The sequence below is a fragment of the Pelobacter propionicus DSM 2379 genome, from assembly GCF_000015045.1.
In the GTDB taxonomy this organism is placed as follows: Bacteria; Desulfobacterota; Desulfuromonadia; order Geobacterales; family Pseudopelobacteraceae; genus Pseudopelobacter; species Pseudopelobacter propionicus.
In genome coordinates this window covers 2,536,355-2,553,088 of record NC_008609.1, presented here as the reverse complement: position 1 = coordinate 2,553,088, position 16,734 = coordinate 2,536,355, and the positions used below count along the sequence as shown (strand labels likewise).

Below are 16,734 nucleotides of genomic sequence, written 5' to 3'. Positions count from 1 at the left end.
TTGGTGGGGAGCGCGGGCTGTTCCGTGCAGAGGGAGGGCGCGTCCCGCTTGAAAGCGATTGTCCGGTGATTCCGGATTGTTGCCTGCTGAAAGCTATCACAGAACCCGAGCTTTTACTACCTGTTCTTCATCTCTTCAGTGTACGCATCACGGGCGCCGCGGCCGGCCCTTGACCCTCTGCAGTGCCATGACAAGGGGAGGGAGGCGCTGTTTTACATCGCTCCGTAAACTGTTATGCTTTGGCAGGAACAGCATGGTTTTCGCACGCGCAGATCGCATGTCTCCCGTCTTTCATGGGCCGAAACAGGGCTCCCTTCCGGGGAGTCTCGAACGATAAGGTGGCCTGTTTATGTCATTAGCCGCAAGAATGCAACCATCGCAGTACCGGCCCGCACCCTCCCTCCGCGGAAGGACCCTTGGTGAGAGCCGCTCGAGGGTCTTCACTGCTTTCACGCTGATACTGTTGCTGATTACGAGCGTCGTTTTCCCGCTCCCATTGCCGGTGGCGGCGGAGGAGCAGCCCCCATACCATCTGCTGCTGCTCAATTCCTACCACCAGGGGTTCAGGTGGACCGATGACGTCACCGCGGCGGTTATCTCCACCATGGCCAGGGTTCCGCGAAAGGTGGAACTCCACGTCGAGTACATGGATGAAAAACGATTCCACAGCGACCAGCTGCTGGCTGCCCTGGAGCGGCTGTTTAGCCTGAAGTACCGTGAGATGCGTCCGGATATCATCATCACCTCCGACGATGATGCCCTCAACTTCGTGAAACGCCACCATGCCGAACTGTTTCCCTCCGTTCCGGTGGTCTTTTGCGGCGTCAACGATGTGCAGTCGGCGTTGACGGTGCCGAAGCGATTTTTCACCGGACTGGTCGAAACGCTTGATATCAGGGACAACATATCCCTGGCCATCCGTCTCTTTCCGCAAACCAGACAAATCGTGATCGTCAGCGACGGGACACCTACCGGGGTGGGCACGCGCCAGATGGCCCGGGAGAGCGAGGCTGACTTTCCCGGCATGGAGTTCGTGTATCTGGATGGTGAGCAGTTGTCCACACGGGAGCTGTTGGAGCGCCTGAAGGGATTGCGCCAGGGGAGCGTGGTTATCGCCCCGGCCTGGTATCGGGACCGCGACGGCAGGGTGTTTGACAACACCGCCATCTACCCGATGATCGCCGAGGCGTCGCCTGTGCCGGTCATGGCCACCTCCAGCGCAAACCTCGGTCTGGGGCTCTTGGGCGGCAAAGTGAACAGCGGCGCGATCCAGGGGCAGCATGCCGCGGAATTGGCCCTGCGCATCCTCTCCGGCCAGGCCGTGGCGGCGGACATCCCGGTGGAGACGGCCAGCCACAACAGGTACATGTTCGACAGCCGGCAACTGACCCGATTCGGCATCGACGAGCAGCGGTTGCCCGCGGGCAGCATCGTGCTCCACCGCCCCTTCTCCTTCTACCAGGCCTACCGTCAGCTGGTATGGAGCGTGATCGCGGCATTCTGCCTGTTCACGGTCATGATCATTGCCCTTTTGGTCACGAACCGTCGTTTGCGGGACGCCCGCGGGAGCCTGGCCCGCAGTGAGGAAAACCTGCGCATCACCATCCGTTCCATCGGCGATGCCGTCATAACCACGGATACGTCCGGCCGGATCACCGGCATGAACCCTGTGGCCGAGAAACTTACCGGATGGATGTTCCCGGAGGCTGGTGGCCGGAGCCTGGGCGAAGTGCTGCGCCTGGTCAATGCCGTCAGCAGGGAAACCTGCCCGGATCCGGTGAGTTCGGTTCTGGCGTCGGGGGATACCACCGCCCTGGAAACCGACACGATCCTGATCTCCCGGAGTGGTGCCGAGTACCGCGTTGCCGACTCGGGGGCTCCCATTCGCACCAACGAGGGGGAGATTATCGGCATCGTCCTGGTGTTCCGCGACATAACCGACGAATACCTGCGAGAGGAACAACAGGCCCAAAGCAGGAAGCTGGAGGCGATCGGCCAACTGGCCGGTGGTGTGGCCCATGATTTCAACAATATGTTGGGGGGGATCATCGGCAACGCGGAGATGCTGGCGTTGAAGCTGGGCAGCGGCCACCCCCTGCAGAAGCATGTCTCCACCATTCTCACGGCGAGCGAGAATGCCGCCGGACTCACTCAGCGGCTGCTGATCTTCTCGCGCAAGGGAAACGTCGTCATTGCTCCCATGGATCTGCACCACGCCATCGGAAATGCCCTGACTCTGCTGGAACACAGCCTGGACAAGGGAATTACCATCAGGCGCGAACTCAATGCCGCGCCGTCGACCATCAAGGGAGATCCGGTCCAGATGGTCAACTCGATCATCAACCTGTGCGTCAATGCCGGCCATGCCATGCCCGAGGGGGGAGTGCTGACCATATCCACCGAAAACGTGGAGCTGAGCGAGGCCTACTGCCGGGATAGCTCCTTTCCCATTGAGCCGGGCTGTTTTGTGCGCATCGGTATTCGGGATACGGGCGAGGGCATACCTCAGGATCTGCTGCCGCGAATATTCGAACCGTTCTTCACCACCAAGGGAGTCGGCAAGGGGACCGGTTTGGGCCTGGCTGCGGTGTACGGTACGATCAGGGAACATCACGGCTGTATCTGCGTGCAGAGCGAGAAGGGCGTGGGAACCGTCTTCAACCTCTGTCTGCCGGTTAACGACGTCAGTCCCGCCTGCTCAGCGGAAGAAGGGGAGGCATCCGGGACAGCGCAGCACGGCTGCATCCTGATTGTTGACGACGAGGAACAGGTCAGGACGGTCGCTGCGGATATCCTGGAGAGTCTCGGCTATCGGGTCCTGCAGGCAACCGATGGCCGGGAAGGGGTGGAAATCTTCGCTGCCCGTGGCGGGGATATCGATCTGGTTCTGCTGGACATGGTCATGCCGCGCATGGGGGGACTGGCCTGCTTCCGGGAGATCCGTGCCATTGATCCCCATGCCAGGGTTCTGGTTACCTCCGGTTTCGCCCGTGAGAACAGCCTGGAGGAACTGCAGGCCGCCGGTATCATGGGTTTTCTCCAGAAACCGTACCGCAGGGCGGATTTGGCCCGGATGGTTGCCCAGGCGATGTGCCGCTGAGAGACGAACACCTGCAAGAAGATCGCGCGGAGCATGCCGTGAAGCCTTCTTGCGTTGATGCGAGGCGTGTCCAGGCGTTTTTTCCGTGGGCCGCATCTATCCCGTCAGCTTTCCCCCGGATCCTCCACAGTAGTTATTCAAAGAGGTATCTCGCCTTCAGTTTCATGATCCGGCCGCAGGCCTGGTCGATGCGCTCCCTGCTGATTTTCCCGCTCTCCACCATCTTCACCACAAGATCGATGGTGCGCGGAGCTATGTCCGGGCTGTAGAGCTTGTCGTTGGCCAGGATCAGCAGGTCGACCCCGGCGTTGATGGCTTTTTCCACAGCGGTCTCATAGCTGTAATGCTGAACAATCGCTGCCATGTAGAGGTCATCGCTGATGACCACTCCGTCGAAGCCGAGCCGCGTGCGCAGTATGCCGTCTATGGTGTTCCTGGAGAGCGTTGCCGGATAGTCCGGGTCGAGATGTGTGTTGAAGGTGTGGGCTGTCATCACACTATCCACCACCCCTTGCCCGATCAGGTTTTTGTAGGGCAACAGTTCTTTCTCGCTCCAGCTGTCGGTGACATCGACGAACCCCACATGGGAATCGTCGCGCGAGCTGCCGTGCCCTGGAAAGTGCTTCAGGCAGGTGACGATATTCTTGCGGTGGTGGCTCGCGATGACTTCTGCCGCGTGGGCGGAAACCAGGGCCGGGTCGGCGGAAAAGCTGCGCTGTTTCAGCGCAATGACCGGGTTTGCGGGGTTGATGCTCAGGTCGACCACCGGCGCCAGGTTCAGGTTGAAGCCGTATTCCACCAGGGTGTCGACCAGTCGGTCCGAGGAAGAACGGGTGAGGTTTAAGTCATTCTTCTCCCCAAGGTATGAAGCGGAGACCGTGGACGGAAACCCGTAGCGCTCCTTGAGGCGGGAGATGATCCCTCCCTCTTCATCCACGGCAATGAAAATCGGCGTTTCAGCCGATGCCTTAAGGTCGGTGATCAGCCTCTTTAGCTGAGCCGGGTTGGAAATATTGCGCTCCGTAACACCCAGGTCGGCATTGTTGTCGAAAAGGACGACCCCGCCCACGCCATGCTCGCGGATAGCCACAGAAATAGGGCTTTCCGGAGTAATCGTCTCTCCAGGGAAACCGAGCAGAAGCATCTGGGCAATTTTGCGCTCCACTGTCCAGGAACGCCAGTCGGGTAGTTTGCTCGTGACGGCGCTTGACGTTGCGGCACATCCGGCCAGCAAACCCAGAAGCAGCAGGGTCAACGCAGTCATTGCCACATGGAGCGAAAAACGGTGCTGCCTGGAAAACGAGTTGCAGTGCATCGGGTCACCTCATAGTGATAGTTACTCCGTCATATGTCGCTGTAACAAAAAAAGGATTAGTCGATTTGACTAACCCTTTGATTTTATTGGCGGGCGGCATGGGATTCGAACCCACGACCCCAGGCTTCGGAGGCCTGTACTCTATCCAGCTGAGCTAACCGCCCGTATCGGTTCTGCCGGCGACCTGCTGTGGCAGACGTTAACATGTACACTAAATATTCCCGCAACTCAAGCCAAAAATCTGTTAATTTGGCGGTCCCTTTGCTACACTGGCCACCTTTTCATGGAATATGCGGTGCCCTGGTGTGGGCGCAAGGAGTACTAACGATGGGAGTCCGTGTGGTGGGCCTGACCGGTGGGATCGCAACCGGCAAGAGCAGTGTGGCCCGTTTTCTGATGGAGCGAGGAGCGGTGGTGATCGATGCCGATGAACTGTCGCGCCTGGCGGTTCATCCGGGGAGTCCGGCCCTGGAGCGGATCGTTGATCTGTTTGGCGCCGGTGTGCTGCTGCCGGACGGCAATCTGGACCGCCGGAAGATGCGTTCGCTGGTCTTCGGCAACGACGTGAACCGTCGCCAGCTGGAAGGGATCGTGCATCCTGAGATCAGGAGGCTGGCGGAGGAGCGCATCGCAGCCGCGGCTTGCCGGGGGGAGCGCATCGTGTTCTACATGGCGCCGCTGCTGATCGAGGCGGGAGTCACCAGCCGGGTGGACGAGATCTGGGTGGTGACCCTGAGGCCCGAGATACAGATCCAGCGCTTGATGGAACGTGACGGCATCAGCCGGGAGGATGCCTGCAAGATCATTGACAGCCAGATGCCGCTGGCCGAGAAGGAGCGCCATGGCCGCGTGATTATCGACAACAGCGGTACGCCCGAGGAGACGGAACGGCTGGTGGCGGACATATGGGAACGGGAAATGGGGGAACGAGCATGACCGAGAAGAAGCATATCCTCAGACGGGCGCCACGCCCGGAGCCGAAGCCGGACAGGGAGATGGAGTGCTTTGCCGCCGTGCCGCGCGGCAGCGAGGACGTGACCGCGGCCGAACTGCGCCTGCTGGGCATCGAGGGGGCGCAGGCAGGGCGGGGCGGGGTCTCGTTCCGCACCAACCGGGCCGGTCTGTACCGCGCCAATCTTTGGCTGCGCAGCGCCAGCCGGGTGCTGGTCAGGCTGGCCGGGTTTCCCTGCTCCTCGCCGGCAGAGCTGTACGATGGCGTGCATGCCATCCCCTGGCAGGAGATGATCACACCCGCCATGACCCTGGCGGTGGACTGCTCCCTGCGGGACTCGGCCCTGACCCATTCCGGTTTTGTGGCGCTGAAGACCAAGGATGCCATCGTGGACCGCATCCGTGAGGCATGCGGCAGTCGTCCCAACGTGGATACGGCCTCCCCGGACGTGCGGGTCAATATCCACTTGGTGAAGAATGTCTGCACGGTCAGCCTGGACAGCTCGGGGGACGCCCTGGACCGTCGCGGCTACCGTCTGGAGCGCAACGAGGCGCCCCTGCGCGAGACCCTGGCCGCCGCCATCATCGCGCTCACCGGCTGGGACGGCAACGTAGCCCTGGCCGACCCCATGTGCGGCTCGGGCACCATCCCCATCGAGGCGGCGCTCATGGCCGCCCGCGTTCCGCCGGGGCGCAACCGCTCATTCGGATTCCAGCGCTGGCAGGATTTCGACCCCCGCCTCTGGAAGGGGATCCAGGCCGAAGCGGAGAGCGGCATCCGACAGCTCCCGGTGGGGCTGGTCAGCGGCTACGACAGCGACAGCCGCGCCCTTTCCATTGCCCGGCGCAACGCGGCGGCGGCAGGCTTCGAGGGGCAGGTGCACTTCTTCCACAGCTCCCTGGAGCAGTTCAGGCCGGAAGGGGAGGGTGGGGTGGTAATCATCAATCCTCCCTACGGCAAACGCATGGGGGAGGAGGATGAGCTGAAGGAGCTCTACTGCCAGATCGGCGACATCCTCAAACAGCGCTGCCAGGGGTGGACCGGCTATGTGCTTACCGGCAACCTGGAGCTGGCCAAGTACATCGGCCTGAAGGCGTCGCGGCGGTTTGTGCTCTATAACGGCCCGATCGAGTGCCGCCTGCTCAAGTACGAGCTGTACTGAGCCTGAAACGGCGGTTCTCATCCACCGTCGAAGGATGTTTGTACACCATGCGGCAGTTGGGGGCTGCCTGCGTTCGCGCGGACGGGCTCTTTCTGTACTTCCACGACTCATTGCGCTACAGCCGATAAACTTGAGCCTGCGGGCTTCAGACAGTATCGGCTGTTGACGCTTCATCTCGCCGGGAAGTACGACGAAAGAGCCCTGATGCGCTTTCTCCGGCATCCCCCAACTGCCGTTTCCAGGATAAACAACCCCAAGGAGGCAAAGCCATGGACAGTCTGACCACCATCATGAAGCGACGCAGTTCCTGCAGGAAATTCAGCGCAGAAGCGCTGCCCCGGGAGACCATCGAGGCGCTGATCAACACAGCGGTCTGGGCCCCCAGCGGTTCCAATAACCAGCCCTGGCGCTTCGTCGTTATTTTCGATAGGGAACGCCTGAAGCGCCTCTCCGACACCGCCAAGGAAAAGTGGCTGGCCAACATGGAGGACGCCCCCTTTATCCGGCAGTACGAGAAGTGGATGAATAACCCCGAGTTCAACATCTTCTACAACGCGCCGGCACTGATCGTCATCTACGGCGACAGTAAAGCCCACTGGCAGGTGTACGACTGCAGCATGGTGGCCCAGAACATAAACCTGCTGGCCGAGGAGCAGGGGCTGGGCTGCTGCTGGATCGGCTTTGCCCACAACGTACTGGACGAGCCGGAAGTCAAGAAGGAGCTGGGGATGCCGGAGGAGTATGAACTGGTTGCGCCGCTGATCATCGGCTATCCGGCGGTGAAGCGGGAACAGTCCGAAAACCCGATCAAGCGGAAGCCGGTGGAGATCAACTTCCTGTAACAGGGCGGTCCCGTCAGGGTTGTGGTACGTCTCCCCAGGGTGGATGGACAGGGATGGGGTGCTGATGAACCCCATCCCCACCCTGACCCTTGAACCTGAAAACGCTAATTCATCTCACGCAAAGGCGCGAAGACGCAAAGAAATCAAACAGTCGTCAAACAGTGGCGCTTCACCAACCAGGTGCTTCAGCTGTTTTGTCTATCCATCTGTTTTTCTTCGTGAACTTCGTGGCTTTGCGTGAACAACTGCATTTTCAGGTTAAAGGGGATGGGGGTTCGGGTGGGAGCTTCCACGAATCCGGCACAGCGAGATTGATCGAACCAAAACCTCATTGGAGTGTACGACATGCATGAGTACGACAAGCTGTACATAAATGGTCAGTGGGCGGCATCAAGCGATCCCTCCTTCATCCAGGTGGTCGGCGCTGCCAGCGAAGAGGTCATCGGCCGGGTTCCCTCCGCAACGGTGAATGATGTGGACAGGGCCGTGGCCGCCGCCAGGGCCGCCTTTGACGCCTGGTCTGCCACAAGTCCGGCTGAACGGGCGGAATGTCTGACAAAGCTGCACCAGGGGCTGGTGGAGCGGAGCGAGGAGATCGCCCGCATCGTCACCGCCGAGGTGGGCATGCCGCTCAAGTTCTCCCTGCGTATCCAGGCCGGCCTGCCGGTGGCGGTCATGGGGAGCTACGCCTCCCTGGCTGCGGAGCAGCGGGAGGATGAGCGCATCGCCAACTCGCTGATCGTGCGCGAGCCGGTGGGGGTGGTGGCCTGCATCACCCCCTGGAACTACCCCCTGCACCAGATCGTTGCCAAGGTTGCCCCGGCCCTGGCGGCCGGCTGCTGCGTGGTGGTCAAGCCCAGCTCCGAGGCGCCCCTCTCCTCCTTCATTCTGGCCGAGATCGTGGAGAAAGCCGGCCTGCCCCCCGGCGTGTTCAACCTGGTCAGCGGCCGCGGCGCAACTATCGGCGAGGCGTTGGCCTCCCATCCCGATGTGGACATGGTCTCCTTCACCGGCTCCACCAGCGTGGGGAGGCGCCTCTCCGTTCTGGCGGCCGGGACCGTCAAGAAGGTCGCCCTGGAGCTGGGGGGCAAGTCCGCCTCGGTGATCCTGGACGACGCCGACCTGCCTGCGGCGGTCAAGGGGAGCCTAGGCGCCTGTCTGCTCAACTCGGGCCAGACGTGCAGCGCCCACACCCGCCTGCTGGTGCCGGAGAGTCTGTACGAGCAGGCGGTCTCCCTGGCGGTGGAGCTGGGCAAGAGCTTCGTCCCCTCCGATCCCTTTGGCGACAAGTGCCGCCTGGGGCCGCTGGTGTCGGCCAGTCAGCGGGAGCGGGTGTGGGAGTACATCCGCTCCGGCATCGCCGAGGGGGCGGAACTGCTGCTGGGTGGCGTCGAGCCGCCGGCCGGGCTTACGAAGGGGTTCTACGTCTCCCCCACCATCTTCGGCCGGGTGAGAGCAGAGATGACCATCGCCCAAGAGGAGATCTTCGGCCCGGTGCTCTGCATCATCCCCTATAGCGACGAGGAGGTTGCGTTCAGGATTGCTAACTCCAGTATCTACGGCCTGGCCGGCGGAGTCTGGTCCGCAGACGAGGGGCGCGCTCTGGCCTTTGCCCGGCGCATGCGCACCGGTCAGGTGGATATCAACGGCGCCCCCTTCAACATCCTAGCACCCTTTGGCGGCTACAGGCAGTCCGGCAACGGCCGGGAGCTGGGCAGATACGGCCTGGAGGAGTTCCAGGAGATCAAGTCGATCCAGCTCAAGGGGTGAACAGAGCTTTTCGGATTACCTGTTTCGTTGTGGAGGTTCAAACGGTATGCTGCTTACTCATCGTCCGGTTGAAAATAGTGATATTCCTGTTGTTTGTGGTTTTCCACAAAGCGAAGAAGAGCTGTTTTTCCTTTTTCCCAAAGCGGCATTTCCCTTGGCTCCATGGCAGCTGCAGAATTCAATCTCTCAACGTTCGGACAGCACGGTAATTGAATTGGAAGGTCAGGTTGTCGCGTTTGCCAATTTTTACCGCTGGGGTGCGAAAGGTTGCTCTATAGGAAACGTTATTGTTTCTCCGATCGTCCGGGGGCAGGGGGTCGGAAGCTATCTTGTCGAGCAAATGGTTAGCCTTGGGTTCTCAAAGCATGGTGCCATTGAAGTTACGGTGTCCTGCTTTAATCAAAACGTCGTCGGCCTGATCCTGTATGCAAAGTTGGGATTTGAACCTTATGCCATCGAAGAACGGCAGGATAAGAATGGCAATCGGGTTGCGCTTATTCACATGCGGCGGAAGCCAATGTGAGATTGTCGAGGGCGATCTTCCCAGAAGGCAGGCAAGGCTGGTTCTGGCTTGGGCGGAATTGCATCAGGATGAGTTGATGGCTGATTGGTAACTATGCGCGATGCAGGTTGGGTAAGGCAGCATAACGGAATACGTGCGAAGAAGACGGGTGAGGGGAGAAGGCGCCGGTTCATGCCCTGGCGTACTACCGTTGATTCCAAAAAGGAGCTTGTAATGAAACCAGTTTCAGTGTGCGCCTCTCTGGCCGAGGTACGCGCCAACATCGACCGCATCGACCGCCAGATCGTCGAACTGCTGGCGGAGCGGATCGGCTACGTGAAGCAGGCGCCCCGCTTCAAGAACAGCGCCGATGAGGTTAGGATTGAAGAGCGCATCGAGGAGGTGGTCTCCAACGTGGTTGCCAGGGCCCGTGAATGCGGCGCCTGCCCCGATCTTGTGGAGCGGATCTACCGGGAACTGATCGATGCCCATATCGACCTGGAAACTGCCGAGTACGCGGCCCTTCACGGCGGTGAGCCTTCTGGCCGAAAGGCCTGAATTGTTTTTTTAGAGGTCGAATGAGTAACCTCCACGGTAACATACGGAAACTGTACGCTTTCTCCTTCCTGCAGATGATGCTCTTTCCCATGGCCATCATCACCCTGTTCTGGAAGGACCATATAGGCCTGAGCCTGACCCAGATCCTGCTCTTGCAGAGCATCTTCTCCATTGCCACGGTGCTCCTGGAGTACCCCTCCGGCTATATCAGCGACCGCCTGGGCTACCGGACAGCGCTCTCCTTTGCCTCGCTCCTGGGAATCCTGGGCTGGGGCATGTACACGGTGGCCGACTCCTTCGGCGACGTGCTTCTGGCCGAGATCCTGCTGGGGATTTCGCTCTCGTTCATCAGCGGGTCGGACAGCGCCCTGCTCTACGAGACTCTCAAACTGGAGGGGAACGAGGCGCTCTACGCCCGCTGCGAGGGGCGGGTGACCGGCTTTTCCCAGAGCGGCGAGGCCCTGGGCGCCATCTTCGCCGGCATGCTCTACGCCGCTTTCCCGCTCTCCCCCTTCATCCTGCAGGTGGCTGTCTGGATCGCTGCCCTCGTGGTGACCAGGGGAATGGTGGAGACCCCGCGGGATAGCGCCATCCAGGCCCGCTCCCATCTGGCCGAGGCGCTACATACCGCCCGCTATGCCTTCTGGGACAATCCGCGCCTGCGCTACACCATCATCTTCAATACGCTGCTGGGGCTGGCCTCCTTCTTCCCGGTCTGGCTGATTCAGCCCTACATGCGCCAGAGCGGCGTTCCCCTGGCCTGGTTCGGCCCGGTCTGGGCCGGCGCAAACCTGATGGTGGCGCTCTCCGCCATGGCCAGCCATCGCACGCACCATTACCTGAGCGACCGCGGGATGACCCTGCTTTTCATCGCCCTGATCGTTGCCGGCTATTTCGGCCTGGGGGTGATGGGAGGGCTGTTCGGCTTCCTGTTCTACTATCTGCTGACCTGCATGCGGGGGTTGCGGGGGCCGATGATGCTCAGCCACGTGCAGAGGGAGACCCCCTCCGCCAACCGGGCGGCGCTGCTGTCGCTGCAGTCGCTGACGTTTCGGCTCTGCTTCGCCTGCGTCGGCCCCTATGTGGGGAGGCTGGCCGATAGCGTGGGGGTCCAGCGGACCTTCCACCTCTTGATGTACGCCTTCCTGATCGCCCTGCCGCCGCTGGGCCTGCTGTTCCTGCGGAGCTTCCGGGAGCAACGGGGGGCTCCGGCGTCGTGAACTGGAGACGGCAGTTGGGGACTGCCTGCGTTCGCGCGGACGGGCTATTTCTGTACTTACCTTGACTCATTGCGCTACAGTCGATAAACTCGCCCTGCGGGCTCAGACAGTAGCGGCTGTCAACGCTTCATTTCGCCGGGTAGTACGACGAAATAGCCCTGATGCGCTCTCTCCGGCAGTCCCCGACTGCTGAATGCAGACATAGCCGCGACCAGAGCCGCCAAGGAGGTGAACCCCTGAAACCAGTGGACAGATCCCCCTGCCGGACAGTATCCTGCCAGCCATGAAACCGCTTCCCATCGACCAGATCCTTCCCCGACTCCTGACCACCGTAGCCGAAAACCCCAATGTCCTGCTGCACGCCCCACCGGGAGCGGGCAAGACCACCCGCGTGCCGCTGGCGCTGCTGGAGATCATCCCCCCCCAAGCGGGGAGGATCGTCATGCTGGAGCCGCGCCGCCTGGCTGCCGTCTCCGCTGCCCGCTGGATGGCCGCCTGCCTGGGTGAGGAGCCGGGAGGGACGGTGGGATACTCCATCCGCTTCGACAGCCGCGTCTCCCCAAAGACCCGCATCGAGGTGGTAACCGAAGGAATCCTGACCCGCCGCATCCAGGGCGACCCGCTGCTGGAGGGGGTGGCCATGGTCATCCTGGACGAGTTCCACGAGCGGAGCATCCAGGCCGACCTGGGTCTGGCGCTGTGCCTTGACCTGCAGAGCCAGGTGCGGGACGATCTGAAGATCCTGGTCATGTCCGCCACCCTGGAGTGCCGGGCGCTGGGCCGGCTGATGGGCGATGCCCCCCTGATCTCCTCCCAGGGGCGCTCGTTCCCGGTGCGGGAAATCTATCTGGAGGATCATTCCCGTGACCGCCTGGCCCCGCGCATGGCGGCGGCCATCCGGCGTGTCCTGGCCGAGACCGAGGGGGACATCCTGGCCTTTCTCCCCGGTGCCGGCGAAATCCGCTCCTGTGCCTCGCTTTTGGATCAGTCCGGGCTGGAGGGGAGCGCTGTCACCGTCCATCCCCTGTACGGCGACCTCCCCTTTGCCCGCCAGCAGGCGGCCATCCAGCCGGGGAGGGGGCGCAGGGTGGTGCTGGCCACCAGCATCGCCGAGACCAGCCTGACCATCGAGGGGGTGCGGGTGGTGATCGACAGCGGCCTGTCCCGCAGACAGCGCCATGACCCGGCCAGCGGCATGAACCGGCTGGTGACGGTGCGCGAATCGCGGGCCTCGGCCATCCAGCGGGCAGGCCGGGCCGGGCGCGTGAGCGAGGGGATCTGCTATCGCCTCTTCAGCCGCCACAGCTTCGACGCCATGACCCCCCATACCCCGCCGGAGATGCTGGAGAGCGACCTCTCCCCGTTGGTGCTGGAGCTGGCGGCCTGGGGAGTGGCCGATCCGGCACAACTGGCCTGGCTCGACCCGCCTCCGGCCGCTTCCCTGGCGGTTGCCCGTCAGCTCCTGGCGCATCTGGGGGCGCTGGATTCCTGCGGGCGGATTACCCCCCTGGGGAGGTCCATGGCCCGCCTGCCGCTGCACCCCCGTCTGTCCCGCCTGCTGGAGCGCTCCCGCGAGCTGGATCTTGTGCCCCTGGGCTGCGCCCTGGCCGCCCTGCTCTCCGAGCGGGACATCATCAGGCGCTCCCCCCGGCAGGGGCAGGGCAAGGGGACTCCCGCCGACCTGCACGACCGGCTGGAGCTTTTGCGCCGCTTCCGGGGCAGCGATGGCTTTGCTGGCGACACGGACAGGGGCAGCCTGGAAAATGTGGAGCGGGTGCACCGCCAGCTGGAGCGGCTGATGGGACGCTCCTCCCGGGAAGGCGGGGGATGGAGCGACCCGGACGGCATCGGCCGGCTCTTGCTGGCGGCCTATCCCGACCGGATGGCCATGCAGCGGGAGGGTGAGGGGGGGCGCTACCTGCTGGCCAACGGCAGGGGGGCCCGGCTGGCCGTGCCGGGGATGGCGGGGAGGAGCGCCCTGCTGGTGGCTGTTTCCGTGGATGGCGGCGAAGGGGGGGAGGGGCTGATCCACCTCTGTCAGGAGATAACGGAGGAGCTTTTGCTACAGGAGCTGGGGGAGCGCAGGGAGCGGCGGGAGCGGGTGCTCTGGGACAGCCGGGAGGGGAGGGTGGTGGCCATGCGGGAGGAGTGCCTGGGAGCGTTGGTGCTGGCATCCTCCCCCTTCGTAGCCACCCCGGAACAGAGCCTGCCGGCGCTCGTGGAGGCGCTGCGCTCGTCCGGTATGGGGCTGCTGGACCGCAATGAGCGCTTCCTGCAGCTCCAGGCCCGCATGGAGCTTGTGCGCCGCCAGTTCCCGGCTGATGGCTGGCCCGACTGCTCGGACGGGGCGCTTTTGGACAGCCTGGAGGAGTGGTTGGCCCCGGCCCTGGTCGGTGTGCGCGGCGCCCGGCAGCTGGGAGAGCTTGACCTGGCGGCAATCCTGCTGAATCGCCTGGAGTACCGCCAGCGGGCCTCCCTGGACGAGCTGGCTCCCACCCACCTGGTCGTGCCCAGCGGCTCCCGCATCAGGCTGGACTACTGCCAGGGGGAGACGCCGGTGCTGGCGGTGAAGCTGCAGGAGCTGTTCGGTCTGGAGCGTACGCCATCCATCTGCCGGGGGAGGGTGGAACTGCTGCTGCACCTGCTGTCGCCGGCCGGCCGGCCGCTGCAGGTGACCCGCGATCTGAAGGGTTTCTGGGACGGCTCCTATCATCAGGTCAAAAAAGAGATGAAGGGGCGCTACCCCAAGCATCCCTGGCCGGACGACCCCTGGAGCGCCCCCCCCACCCGCAGGGCCAAGCCGAGAACATGAACCCTCTGCTCCCGCTTGTATGGCCGCTTACCGGCTGGCACGGGGGAGCTTGTCCTACGGACTCTGTTTTTCCTTCTCTCTTTCCGGTGAAAAGCCCTTCATCTTCTCCGCCAGGTCGCTCAAGCGCCGGTCCACCAGCCAGTTGATGCTCCCCTGGGGGTAGCTTCCATCCGGCTGCCGCTCACCGGCGGGGAGGCCGGTCAGGATCTTGATTCCCTGGTCGATGCTCTCCACGCTCCAGATGTGGAATTTTTCCTCCCGAACCGCCTGGATCACCTCGTCGTTCAGCATCAGGTTGCGCTCGTTGATCGCGGGGATGATCACCCCCTGCTCTCCGGTCAGCCCCCGCAGCCTGCAGATGGCGAAGAACCCCTCGATCTTCTGGTTGACCCCGCCGATGGGCTGCACCTTGCCCAGCTGGTTGACGCTGCCGGTCACGGCGATCCCCTGTTTCAGCGGCACGCCGGACAGGGCCGACAGCAGCGCGTACAGCTCGGTGGACGAGGCGCTGTCCCCCTCCACCCCCTCGTAGGACTGCTCGAAGCAGATGGAGGCCGAGAAGGAGAGCGGCCTCTCCTGGGCGTATTTCCCCCCCAGGTAGCCGGTGAGGATCAAAAGCCCCTTGTCGTGGATCGGGCCGGAGAGCTTGACCTCCCGCTCGATGTTGACCATCCTGCCGCTTCCCATGTAGACCCGGGCGGTGACCCGCGAGGGCCTGCCGAAGCTGTAGTCCCCCAGCTGGATCACGGAGAGCCCGTTGACCTGGCCCAGCTCGCTTCCCTCGCTGTCCACCAGCAGGGTCCCCTCGGTGATCAGCTCCTGGATGCGCTCCTCCAGGCGGTTGCCGCGATAGATCTTTTCATCGATGGTCCGCCTGACGATTTCCCGGTCGATCCGGCTCCTGTTCTCCCGGCGCGCCCAGTAGTCCGCCTCCCGCAACAGGTCGCTGATCTCCATGAACCGGCAGGAGAGCCGCTGCTGGTCCTCGACGCAGCGGGCCGCGTATTCCAGCAGGCAGGCGACGCCGTCACTGGTGAAGGGGAGCAGCTTCTCCTCCCGGCAATGGTTGGCCACGAACAGGGCATACTCGCGCAGCACGGCGGGGGTGCGGGTCACGTGGCTGTCGAAATCGGCCTTGACCTTGAAGAATTTGCGATAGTCCGGTTCCAGGTGGAAGAGCAGGTGGTAGATCAGGGGGGAGCCGATCATGATGATCTTGGCCTTGAGCGGCACCGGCTCCGGCTTGAGGGATACGATGGAGAGGAAACGGTACTGCTCCATCACATCCTCGATCCTGATTTCGCCATTGCGGATGCAGCGCTTGAGCGCATCCCAGGCAAAGGGGCTGGTCAGCACGTCCAGGGCGTTGAACACCAGGTAACCTCCATTGGCCCGGTGCAGGGCTCCCGCCTTGATCCTGGTGAAATTGGTGCTGGCCACGCCTCCCACCTGCATGACATGGTCGATGCGGCCGAACAGGTTGTGGTAGGTGGGGTTGGCCTCGTACACCACCGGCGCCCCCCCGTTCTCGCTGTTGTCCACCAGCACGTTGACGCCGTAGCGTTCGAAGGCGTTTGCCTGTCCCGCCGCTCCTCCGGTGGGCAGGGACTCCTGTTCCGTATTCTTGAATTCCTCCAGGTTGAGCAGGATGTCCTCCTGCACCGCCTCCAGGTGGGAGACCACCCGGGGATGGGCGGCGTACTTCTCCCGGAGCGGAGCGACGTGGTGGGCGACGGCGGACAGCCCCAGCTCCCGGTCCAGCCGTGCCAACGCCTCCCTGACCCCCTTGTCGTTCTCCATAACCTGGCTGAGCACATCTGCCAGCCGCCCCTTCAGCTCGTTGCCGGCTGCGTCCACCCGTGCCCTGGCCTCCAAATCTAGGTTGTCGTACTCCTCGTTGGTCATGTTGCGCCCCTCCAGCTGGGGCAGCATCATCAGGCCCGAGGTGGTGCGCTGCAGCACGTACTCCTTCCCCTGGGCCTCCCTGTCAAGCGCGGCGAACAGCTGGTTGTTCTTCTCCTGGTTGGCCACAATGATGGCGGTCTTCTCCAGGGCGTATTCCTTGCTCTGCAGCGCCTTGGGGATGTCGTGCTTGACCACCGCCAAGAGCTCGCTCAGATCCCGTTCCAGTTCCCGCCCCATGCCCGCCTCCAGGGAGAGGGCGATGGGGCAGTCCGGGTTCTTGAAGTTGTTGACGTAGCACCAGTCGTGGGGAGTCGTCTCGCCGGCCGCCCGCTTCTTGAGCAGCGCCATGATCGACGAGGCCCGCCCGGTTCCCGACTCACCGGCCAGATAGAGGTTGAAGCCGCTCTCCGACATGCCCAGGCCGAATTCTATGGAGCGGAACGCCCGCTCCTGGCCGATGGCCTCCTCCAGCTCTCCCAGCTCCTGCGTGGTGCGGAATTCCAGCAGATTGGGATCGCACCGCCAGCAGAGTTTCTCCGCCGCTACTCTGTGTTCGTCCTGTGCCATTGCCATCCCCCTTTCCCCAACCGTCCATT

The 16,734-nt window shown here is 62.9% G+C and carries 11 protein-coding genes, 1 tRNA gene and 1 pseudogene; 10 read left to right on the top strand and 3 right to left on the bottom strand.

All coding sequences use genetic code 11. From position 1 onward, the window contains the following. The first annotated feature begins 463 nt into the window (after positions 1-463). The gene (locus tag PPRO_RS19570; RefSeq protein WP_198138266.1) at positions 464-3,100 is read left to right on the top strand and encodes a hybrid sensor histidine kinase/response regulator; all 2,637 of its coding nucleotides are present in this window, start codon (positions 464-466) and stop codon (positions 3,098-3,100) included. Positions 3,101-3,233: 133 nt separating this feature from the next. Here the strand turns inward: PPRO_RS19570 and PPRO_RS11680 are convergent, their stop codons facing one another. Both PPRO_RS11680 and PPRO_RS11675 read right to left on the bottom strand, forming a co-directional pair. Further along, on the bottom strand, positions 3,234-4,415 hold the full coding sequence (locus tag PPRO_RS11680; RefSeq protein ID WP_011736220.1) for a glycoside hydrolase family 3 protein: 1,182 nt from the start codon (positions 4,413-4,415) through the stop codon (positions 3,234-3,236). 87 nt (positions 4,416-4,502) lie between these two features. Further along, a tRNA-Arg gene (locus PPRO_RS11675) sits at positions 4,503-4,579 on the bottom strand. A 163-nt stretch (positions 4,580-4,742) separates the two neighbouring features. On the opposite strand from PPRO_RS11675, the gene coaE reads away from it, so the two are divergent. From coaE to hrpB, 9 genes and pseudogenes are all read left to right on the top strand, one after another. Beyond that, positions 4,743-5,351, top strand: a complete 609-nt coding sequence (gene coaE, locus PPRO_RS11670) for a dephospho-CoA kinase (protein WP_011736219.1) — start codon at positions 4,743-4,745, stop codon at positions 5,349-5,351. Next, positions 5,348-6,529 (top strand): THUMP domain-containing class I SAM-dependent RNA methyltransferase, encoded by a 1,182-nt coding sequence (locus PPRO_RS11665; protein WP_011736218.1) that lies wholly within the window; start codon positions 5,348-5,350, stop codon positions 6,527-6,529. The genes coaE and PPRO_RS11665 overlap by 4 nt, the downstream gene beginning before the upstream one ends. A 269-nt stretch (positions 6,530-6,798) precedes the next feature. Beyond that, entirely contained in the window at positions 6,799-7,371 is a 573-nt protein-coding gene (locus tag PPRO_RS11660) for a nitroreductase family protein (RefSeq protein ID WP_011736217.1), read from the top strand. 345 nt (positions 7,372-7,716) lie between these two features. After that, positions 7,717-9,141 (top strand): aldehyde dehydrogenase family protein, encoded by a 1,425-nt coding sequence (locus PPRO_RS11655; RefSeq protein ID WP_011736215.1) that lies wholly within the window; start codon positions 7,717-7,719, stop codon positions 9,139-9,141. Between the two features lie 46 nt (positions 9,142-9,187). Continuing rightward, positions 9,188-9,664 carry a GNAT family N-acetyltransferase gene (locus PPRO_RS21480; protein WP_011736214.1) on the top strand — a complete coding sequence of 159 codons (477 nt, stop codon included), beginning with the start codon at positions 9,188-9,190 and terminating at the stop codon, positions 9,662-9,664. Continuing rightward, positions 9,660-9,755: pseudogene (locus PPRO_RS21885) on the top strand (DUF4160 domain-containing protein); the annotation flags it as partial. The gene PPRO_RS21480 and the pseudogene PPRO_RS21885, both read left to right, overlap by 5 nt. Positions 9,756-9,877: 122 nt before the next feature. Next, positions 9,878-10,201 carry a chorismate mutase gene (locus tag PPRO_RS11645; RefSeq protein WP_011736213.1) on the top strand — a complete coding sequence of 108 codons (324 nt, stop codon included), beginning with the start codon at positions 9,878-9,880 and terminating at the stop codon, positions 10,199-10,201. 20 nt (positions 10,202-10,221) lie between these two features. Next, the gene (locus tag PPRO_RS11640) at positions 10,222-11,421 is read left to right on the top strand and encodes an MFS transporter (RefSeq protein WP_011736212.1); all 1,200 of its coding nucleotides are present in this window, start codon (positions 10,222-10,224) and stop codon (positions 11,419-11,421) included. Between the two features lie 283 nt (positions 11,422-11,704). Beyond that, positions 11,705-14,233: an ATP-dependent helicase HrpB gene (gene hrpB / locus PPRO_RS11635; protein WP_011736211.1), complete on the top strand. Its 2,529-nt coding sequence runs from the start codon at positions 11,705-11,707 to the stop codon at positions 14,231-14,233. A 54-nt stretch (positions 14,234-14,287) separates the two neighbouring features. Here hrpB and PPRO_RS11630 read toward each other — a convergent pair whose 3' ends face one another. Then, positions 14,288-16,705, bottom strand: coding sequence for a Lon protease family protein (locus PPRO_RS11630; RefSeq protein ID WP_011736210.1), 2,418 nt, complete (start codon positions 16,703-16,705; stop codon positions 14,288-14,290). Positions 16,706-16,734 lie beyond the last annotated feature (29 nt).